General features: G+C 38.6%; 13 protein-coding genes. 7 read left to right on the forward strand and 6 right to left on the reverse strand.

Annotation, left to right across the window (positions count from 1 at the left end; all coding sequences use genetic code 11):
* The 4 genes from G3T18_RS24000 to G3T18_RS24015 form a co-directional block, all read left to right on the forward strand.
* Nucleotides 1–194: hypothetical protein (locus tag G3T18_RS24000; protein WP_224413121.1), on the forward strand; the 194-nt coding region annotated here is incomplete at its 5' end.
* Between the two features lie 44 nt (nucleotides 195–238).
* Nucleotides 239–466 (forward strand): hypothetical protein, encoded by a 228-nt coding sequence (locus G3T18_RS24005; RefSeq protein ID WP_224413122.1) that lies wholly within the window; start codon nucleotides 239–241, stop codon nucleotides 464–466.
* A gap of 161 nt (nucleotides 467–627) precedes the next feature.
* Nucleotides 628–882 carry a UPF0175 family protein gene (locus tag G3T18_RS24010; RefSeq protein WP_224413123.1) on the forward strand — a complete coding sequence of 85 codons (255 nt, stop codon included), beginning with the start codon at nucleotides 628–630 and terminating at the stop codon, nucleotides 880–882.
* A gap of 13 nt (nucleotides 883–895) precedes the next feature.
* Nucleotides 896–1,369 (forward strand): DUF3368 domain-containing protein, encoded by a 474-nt coding sequence (locus G3T18_RS24015; protein WP_224413124.1) that lies wholly within the window; start codon nucleotides 896–898, stop codon nucleotides 1,367–1,369.
* Between the two features lie 236 nt (nucleotides 1,370–1,605).
* Here the strand turns inward: G3T18_RS24015 and G3T18_RS24020 are convergent, their stop codons facing one another.
* The gene (locus tag G3T18_RS24020; protein ID WP_224413125.1) at nucleotides 1,606–2,154 is read right to left on the reverse strand and encodes a tyrosine-type recombinase/integrase; all 549 of its coding nucleotides are present in this window, start codon (nucleotides 2,152–2,154) and stop codon (nucleotides 1,606–1,608) included.
* Between the two features lie 325 nt (nucleotides 2,155–2,479).
* On the opposite strand from G3T18_RS24020, the gene G3T18_RS24025 reads away from it, so the two are divergent.
* Nucleotides 2,480–2,770, forward strand: coding sequence for a nucleotidyltransferase family protein (locus G3T18_RS24025; protein WP_224413126.1), 291 nt, complete (start codon nucleotides 2,480–2,482; stop codon nucleotides 2,768–2,770).
* Nucleotides 2,771–2,795: 25 nt separating this feature from the next.
* On the forward strand, nucleotides 2,796–3,107 hold the full coding sequence (locus G3T18_RS24030; RefSeq protein ID WP_224413127.1) for a HepT-like ribonuclease domain-containing protein: 312 nt from the start codon (nucleotides 2,796–2,798) through the stop codon (nucleotides 3,105–3,107).
* A gap of 566 nt (nucleotides 3,108–3,673) precedes the next feature.
* Here G3T18_RS24030 and G3T18_RS24035 read toward each other — a convergent pair.
* The 3 genes from G3T18_RS24035 to G3T18_RS24045 form a co-directional block, all read right to left on the reverse strand.
* Nucleotides 3,674–4,690, reverse strand: a complete 1,017-nt coding sequence (locus G3T18_RS24035) for a hypothetical protein (RefSeq protein ID WP_224413128.1) — start codon at nucleotides 4,688–4,690, stop codon at nucleotides 3,674–3,676.
* A gap of 309 nt (nucleotides 4,691–4,999) precedes the next feature.
* Nucleotides 5,000–5,353, reverse strand: coding sequence for a hypothetical protein (locus tag G3T18_RS24040; RefSeq protein ID WP_224413129.1), 354 nt, complete (start codon nucleotides 5,351–5,353; stop codon nucleotides 5,000–5,002).
* 42 nt (nucleotides 5,354–5,395) lie between these two features.
* Nucleotides 5,396–6,088 carry a polymorphic toxin-type HINT domain-containing protein gene (locus tag G3T18_RS24045; RefSeq protein WP_397333999.1) on the reverse strand — a complete coding sequence of 231 codons (693 nt, stop codon included), beginning with the start codon at nucleotides 6,086–6,088 and terminating at the stop codon, nucleotides 5,396–5,398.
* A gap of 153 nt (nucleotides 6,089–6,241) precedes the next feature.
* Between G3T18_RS24045 and G3T18_RS24050 the strand changes: the two genes are divergently transcribed.
* A complete protein-coding gene (locus tag G3T18_RS24050; RefSeq protein WP_224413130.1) occupies nucleotides 6,242–6,766 on the forward strand; it encodes a hypothetical protein in 525 nt (174 codons plus the stop codon).
* 21 nt (nucleotides 6,767–6,787) lie between these two features.
* Here G3T18_RS24050 and G3T18_RS24055 read toward each other — a convergent pair whose 3' ends face one another.
* Nucleotides 6,788–7,471 (reverse strand): hypothetical protein, encoded by a 684-nt coding sequence (locus tag G3T18_RS24055; RefSeq protein ID WP_224413131.1) that lies wholly within the window; start codon nucleotides 7,469–7,471, stop codon nucleotides 6,788–6,790.
* A gap of 105 nt (nucleotides 7,472–7,576) precedes the next feature.
* Nucleotides 7,577–7,770: hypothetical protein (locus G3T18_RS24060; RefSeq protein WP_224413132.1), on the reverse strand; the 194-nt coding region annotated here is incomplete at its 5' end.

Below are 7,770 nucleotides of genomic sequence, written 5' to 3' on the forward strand. Positions count from 1 at the left end.
AATCACCTCTAAAATCAGAAAAAGTCTGTTCAACGCCCTCTCAACCCAAAAGACCTATTTTTCTAGCAGATTTGGCAAAGAAATTAGGGCGCTCACCAGAGACTGTTCGTAGATGGGGTAAATCAGGAAAACTTAAAGACTATGGTTGGGAGTTGGTAGCCTCTTCCCGCCCCGCCACATACAGAAAAATTTAACTCAATTCAACTACACTAGAATCAGACCCCCAATCCCTAACATTATGAGAATCATCCAAACCAAAGGAACAGTCAAAGATGGCGGTTTGAGTGTTTCCCTTCCCGAAAACTTCAGCAATGGCGAAGTTGAGGTAATCATCGTCTCCCCAGACGAACCTGATGAATTTGACTCTCGTCACCAGATGATGCTCTCCAAAGGCTATGATACCCCAGAGAAAGTTAGAGAACTCATTCAACAAATCAAGCAAGAAATGCTCATCGCGAGCAGTTAATAAACCCTCGCTAAACAACCTTTCTAACTTCCGCTCACAGAAAACTTTAGCCTGTCCATTTCCTTTAACTTTCATACCCTTAATTATCCGTTATATCTACTTTGTCGAACAACTTAACTCTCAAAAAATAACCGATATTAATCTACCTTTAATAATTACCTATGTCCTTACAACTACAAATAACCTATCCCGAAACCTTCCCCGATGCCATTGGACAAACCAGAGAACAATTTGAACTTGAAGCAAGATGGGCAATGGCAGTTAAACTTTATGAAATGAAACGCTTATCTTCCGGTATGGCTGCTGCTTTACTAGGCATAGATAGAGTCACCTTTCTCTTAAAATTAAACGATTACCAAGTCCCCATGATTGACTTAAGCGAAGAAGAAATCCTCTCCGACATTGAGAATGCCTAAACCCGATAGAATTGTGATTAACACCTCACCCTTAATTGCCTTAGTCGCAGCCTTAGGAGACTTAAGCCTGTTAGAAAACCTTTATAGCGAAGTTCTTGTTCCCTTTGAAGTTTGTCAAGAAATCCTCACAGGTGATTCCTCTCGTTTTGCTGCTGCGGAATTTCAAGCAGCTTTGAAACTGAACAAACAAACAACCCCCTTAAAGATTTCTCCTTTCTTATTAAATAGCCTTGACTTAGGGGAAGCATCCGTTATTCAATTAGCATTAAATGAAAGCATAACCACCGTTTGTATTGATGAAGCCATAGGGCGACGTTATGCTCGACTCAGTGGGCTTTCAGTTACAGGGTCAATTGGGGTTTTAATTCGTGCCAAACGAGAAGGATATCCGCTCTCTATTAAAACAGCCATTGAACAAATGCTTCATCGAGGAATTCGACTGAGTACCACTGTTATTAATACTGCCCTGAAACAAGCTGGCGAATAGGCGTAGAGCGGTTAACCTAAGCCGGAGAGTGACACCTTCCACTATCAATTGGGATGAAGATAAATTACAGTTAAGCGAAAGTCAAATAATCCCTTCAGAAGACATCGAAATTTATTTGTCTGCCTTATACGGTGAAGCCGATTGTTTGGTTTCATCGAACCGAAAATTACGAGCGCCAAATTTCCAAATTTGATTGTTTAACCCCAGAAGAATTTATTAATAAGTATCGAAAAAAATCAAAAACCAATAGTTGAAATCGCCCGACGCTTTTGTTCTGCCGACACCTCCAAATATCGCTGTAACGAGCCTAAATCGCTATGTCCAGAGATTTCTTGCACATGACGTAAAGGAATCCCACTATTGTGCATCTGCGTCAAAGCAGTGCGCCGAAAAGAATGGGTGCTAACCCCCTCAATCCCAATACGCCGACAAGCATCTCGTAAAAGACGGTCAGCCATGTGGCGACTCAGCGTCCCCCGACCGTGCATTCCTGGAAATAACACCTCAGTTTTCGGATTATATTCCGCGAGAAACTCCCCCAACTTCGGATGAATATCAACATTACGAGTTTTTAGCTTACCCTTCGTGGTAGACTTGCGGAAAGTAATCGTATTGCATTTTAGGTCATCTTGATGTAAAGCCAATGCCTCACTCACCCGACATCCTGTGAATAAACAAATGGCAAACAAAGCGCGATCGCGAGCAGTTAGTAAACCCTCGCTGAATAACCTTTCTAACTCCCGCTCGGAGAGAACCTTAGCCTGTCCATTTCCTTTAACTTTCATGCTCTTAATTATACGTTAACGGAATAACGTTGAATAGGGGCTACAGCCCTAGAAATAGCGTGGTTTTTCAGAATCGCGTTGTCGTCAGTTTTAATTTGCTTATCAGGTTGTCAACGAGAGAATGGGGCTAAAAGCCAATGCCCATCAGGGTTGATTATAACGGTACATCTGCACTTGCTTGACTGTGCTTTACAGGGGATGGATTTTGTGTATTAGGTTGGTGCTAGAGGTGGGAGTGGATTGCATGGTGATGAAAGGACGCAGTGGTTTGACAACAGGGGGATTCCGGCTTTGATAGTGGGTTTTGACCATTGGGGGTAGAGTAATGGAGAGAGAACAGATTCTCCGGTTGCTGGAGAGTCATCGAGAACGTTTCGACGAGTTTGCGGTGAAAGCGCTGTTTCTGTTTGGCTCGGTGGCGCGAGGTGAAGCCACTGTCGATAGCGATGTGGACGTTTTGGTGGAGTTTGACCGTCCGGTTGGGTTGTTTACGCTATTGGGGCTGCAATCGTACCTGGAGGAGCTTTTAGGCTGTTCGGTAGATGTGGGGACGTTGAGTTCCCTGCGTCCCCATTTACGGGAAACTGTGCTGAAGGAGGCAATTCGTGCCGTCTAGGGAGTTTGAGTCGCGGGTACGGGATATGTTGTCTGAGATTGCGGTGGTGGAGGAAACGGTTGAGGGACTGAGCTTTGAGGCGTTTACCCAGAACCCACAAGCTGAAAGGGCAGTGCTGTACAGTCTGGCGGTAATTGGTGAGGCGGTAGCGAGTGCTATTACTGATTTAGAGGCGGCAGACCCGACGATGCCGTGGTCTCAGATTCGAGGCATGAGAAATGCGGTCATCCATGAGTATTTCCGGGTTGATCTGGCGGTGATTTGGGAAACGGTTCGAGCCGATTTACCTGTTCTCAAGGCGGCTTTAGAGCGTATCTTGTCGAATTTTTCGGCATGAGGCAGGTGATGATTATAATTAATTGTGCCAACGCCCGACTAGATTGAAGGTTCGTGTCATCCAAGTGCCGCCTGTCCTGGAAACCGGGGTCTGGTAAGAGTTACAGTGATTTAGTCCCAATAGGGAGCGCGGAAATATAAATTGTCTAAATGTATTTACTGCTGGCACACATTAATCGAGGTCTTTGTCTTTCTACCAAATTCAGGTATAGATGGAATGAGCGCCTAATTATACACGCTCGTTTTTCGGTTGATGATCTGCTCAAATCTCTTTGATTATACGTTCAGTTAGCCCAAACTAGACGTACAAGTTCATTTATACACCTAGTTTTACCTAAGTCAAATTAATCTAAATAATTCTAACTATACGCGCAGCGTTGTTTTTTGTCCATTTGCTGTCGCAACGCCTTCCTACATTCGTGACTGATTGGAAATGGATAGACGGAATGCTGGTGACGAGGTGTATTTGACAAATACTGTCTTGTTGAGGAGCGGTATGAAAGGAAACTTTCACGTACCGTTTTGTAGCCGAGTCGGAGGGGTGACTCTCCGGCTTAGGTTAACAGTTTAACTTTTAGTCGGAAGTTCAGATAAAAACGAGCGTACTGATGAAATAAAAGCATAAATATTCTTTAAAGTTGCTATATCTTCAATTTCTATATGTTGCTCATCCTCTGTATTCTCCTGACTGTTTAAGTAGAAGCGGAAACGAATTTTAAAATTTCCTGACTCAGGAGATTTTATCCATCTTGACAAAACTTGAATTTCAAACAAAAGTCCATAATTAGCGTGAAAGGTGATCAGAGTAAATTTCTCTAAATCTTCCTCTTCAATTACTTCTGAAATAACTAACTCTAAATAAGCTATTAATGAAGCTAGCTTCTCGTGTGCTACGTATTCAAAGCTCGACTTAGATAAATAATTAAAGGGAGCCGACATTTTGCTAAGTCGAATCTGAATTATGCTCCATCTTTTTCTATTTTCTAAGCTACCCAACAAAAATGTTATTTTCCAAGTCGAAAAATTTAGTTCGCTAGTTCTCTTTATTTCTAACTGCACGCAATTTTCTGATAAATATTGAGGCTTTAATTTTAATTCTCTTTCTATCTCTCTTGACCTTTCAAAAATAAAATGCTCTGGACGAAGCTCGCTCATCCTTCCTAAAATATCTTTGTTTAGTGAATTAATAAGGGAATCTATTTGTTTTTTTTCAAATCCAATTTGTAAGTTAAAGTCAGAGATTTCAACACCCATTTGATGAACAAGAGTACTGAGTATACTACGAGAACCTAGTAAAGCTTCATATTTGATTTGAAGTATAATTCCTTCATCAACAGATTGGACTGACTCAATTAATTCATCGGCTGATGTTAATTTATAGCTTTTTGGGTAACAGTTAATAATTTTCCCAATAAGATGAGCGAATTGAACGGCTTCATCTTGAGAAAGTTTTGGAATTAGTGCAACAAAGTCATTAACTGTAATTTGCTTATCTACTTCCAACAACGAATTTTTGATGATAAGCAACTCATCAAGTGAAAACTCGATTACAGCTACTTCTTTGGTAAAATTTACAATCTTCATAATTAATCGGGAGTGAAGTCGTTCTCTCTAAGATAATCAGCGTAGTTATCTCGTCTAAAAACGGTTGGTTTAGTAGGATTATCTATAAACATTGTTCCTGTATTTAAATCTACATAAGCTATATATTTATGACGTTAACTGGATATTCAAGTATAACTTTACCGGAGCGGCGAAGTTATACCGAAAGTAACAAAAAATTAAAGTTTCTAACTCAATTATTTGAATTTTTAGCGAAAGTAAAGTTAGGAAATATTCCTAACTTTTAAAAGTATGATGCTTTTTCATGTCCCGTTTGAAAACACTATATGTTCAAGTTTGATCTTTTATTTGCTTTATCAATTTCTCCACGCTTTGAAAAAGTTCTTTTTCCACACTTTTGTTTCTTTGAGTGTAACCACATTCTCTTAAAGCCCCGTGTATGATATATAATTCGTCAAAACTTAAATCAAAGTTATAAATTTCAAGTGACTGGTGGCTTTCAGTAATGGTATGCAGCTTGTCAATTAGGCTTTGCACCTCCTCCATGTAGTATCCCATTATTGTTTGGAACTCCCACAGAGGAATTTCCTTTACTATTACCTTCAGTGCATATAAAATCATATCTGCTTCTATTTTAGGAACTTCTACTTCGCTGGTTGTCAACTTTAGTTGTATTAATTTCATGGTAATTCATCTTTATAGAATGTTTTTCAAATATCAACTTGATCATCGCAGTCGATCGAAATGCTCTCTTGCATCTGTCGGTTGTTGAGTATCTAGATCTCGGGGTCTATAAGTAGTGCCTCCATCTAGATCTTTTGGGTTAACTATAACTACGATCTGATTTGGTTCATCTAAGTAAGCAGTACGTCCATTTGTTAGTTGTTTTGAAGCCGTAGGATTATTAATTATGTATTCTATTTCTTGGGCGAATTTAAGACGATCTTGAACTTGGGGAAAGTCTGTTTTATGAGAGTTATAAGCGTGACCATTTGCTATTTGCCTAGCACGAGGATCTTGAATTGTTGTTCCAGTTAACTCCTCTAAATCTTCTAGCGGAATATCATCCCAGCCACCACCACCACTACTCACATTATGAACTAGCAGCCCCAAATCCGAGACAAAGTAAGTATGAAACTCCTCCACCTCGAAGTTATAAACCTCAAACTCCCCTTCCCTTACCTCAATCCCATCAATGTCAACAAACGTCTCCTCATCCGTCTGTAACCACATCCCCACCGTTAAATCTTCCGCCTCAACCCACCCCAAACTCGGCACCCAGAAAGGATGTTCCTCTGTTACACTAATCACCTCTCCATCCACATAGAGGTCAATCACTAGGTCAGTTTGGCGTACAAAAGTCTGCAACACCTGACGCGCTTCTATCTCTCCAGGAGTCGTGGGGTCATCGGCAATCACCCAATCCCCTACCTGAATATCTTCAATCTCCTCCTCCCCATCGGGGATGACAATCTCTATCCCCCTTTAGGTTTTTATCTCTAAATCTTTTCGTTAAAAGCGCTTAGATAATTTCTTATATATAATAGAACAAAATGATGTAGTAAATTGACTATGTATCACTATTTAGGTAATTTTGAGTTATACGGAACAAGTAAGGCAAAATATTCGGGTTATCGGTGTCTTTGTCAGATTGATAATGCTTACTTTGATTGTCAAGTTGAATTTGTTGATCGTTTAGAAATTAAGCCTGGTGAATCTTTACTAGTACGAATATGGTTTCTTTCAATTGATTTAGTAGCACCTCACATTAAAATAGGTAATGTTTATAAAATATGCGAAGGTTTACGACCGATTGCCAATATTTTAATTATTCAAGATCCCTGGAATAACATAGAAGATATGATTCACGAAGGCGAAGTTAAAAAAGCTGTAATTAACGGTGTTGATTGGACAAGAGCAACAATCATAGTTGAAGGTGGAATTGTAGGTCATCTAAGCTCTGAAACTATGGGATTAAAATCTTGGGAAGAGATTAATCAAGTATTAAAAGATGGTGAAGCCGTGAAAGTCCGTGTTAGCGAAGTTGATAAACTTAATCGAAAAATAAAGTTTTCGTTCGTTGACAAAATTATATAGTATATAATTAATGAAACTGGATTAAGGTACTCTTATAAAAACTTCTTCTACAATCAACCTGTAGTTTTCTATACTTCTTTCCCAGTAAGAAGTTGCTGTTTTTAAATTGTGAAAGTGTTTTTTTACACTAGACTCTTTTAAATTAAACAAGTATTTGCCAGAAAAAAGTACAGAAGGTATAATTATGGCATTTGGTAACTGCAATTCAGCCTCTTTGATATTTATAGTTAGCTGAACTGGCTCAAGATGATAAACAAAATTAAGAGTAGCTCTAACTTCTTCTTCACCATACTCTAACCATTTTCCTGGCTTTAGCAATGAACTAATATACTGTGAAGGCAAACTTTTATTACTACTGTTAAATGCCACATAGCTCCTTATATTAAAGAGAATTTTATAAGAGGGAAAGACAGAAGGGTTTTTAATATAATTAAATACTAAAGAAATGACTTTAACTTTTTCAATTAAAAAAGATTTCAATGGTTCTGCAAAAGTCACTATGTTTGGTCTTAAAATCACCCTAATCCCATTAGTAAAAATAAATTGGGTAAAATCTTCTGTTTTTACAGGAATTTGAGAAAGAGTCCAGTCTGGTGAAATAATACCTTCCATTTTTAGATATTTAAGGTCAAAAGAAATAGGACAGTTTATTCTGGAAGTAAGAATACTAATGTTTAGCTCTCGAAGAGTTATAGTTGGTTTCATAATAATTTGATAACTTTTCAAGTATAAAATTGAATAATAGTTTTAAACTGAAAAACGTAAATATATTATACTCTTTAGTTTTGAACACATAAAAATTTATTTTCATTATGGAATTGGCATAGAGTCATGTATAACCGGAGGGTTAAGATAAGGAAGTAACTCGTTCGGGACAACATATGTATCAATTCCCCTATCTACCTCTACTCTCGTATAAGGTAAAGATTCTAAAAACTCAGTTGGTAGATTAGTTTCCACTAATGTATAAATCTCAATATTTTGTCCTCTATCAAAGCCTTCAT

This window comes from Oscillatoria salina IIICB1, assembly GCF_020144665.1.
In the GTDB taxonomy this organism is placed as follows: Bacteria; Cyanobacteriota; Cyanobacteriia; order Cyanobacteriales; family SIO1D9; genus IIICB1.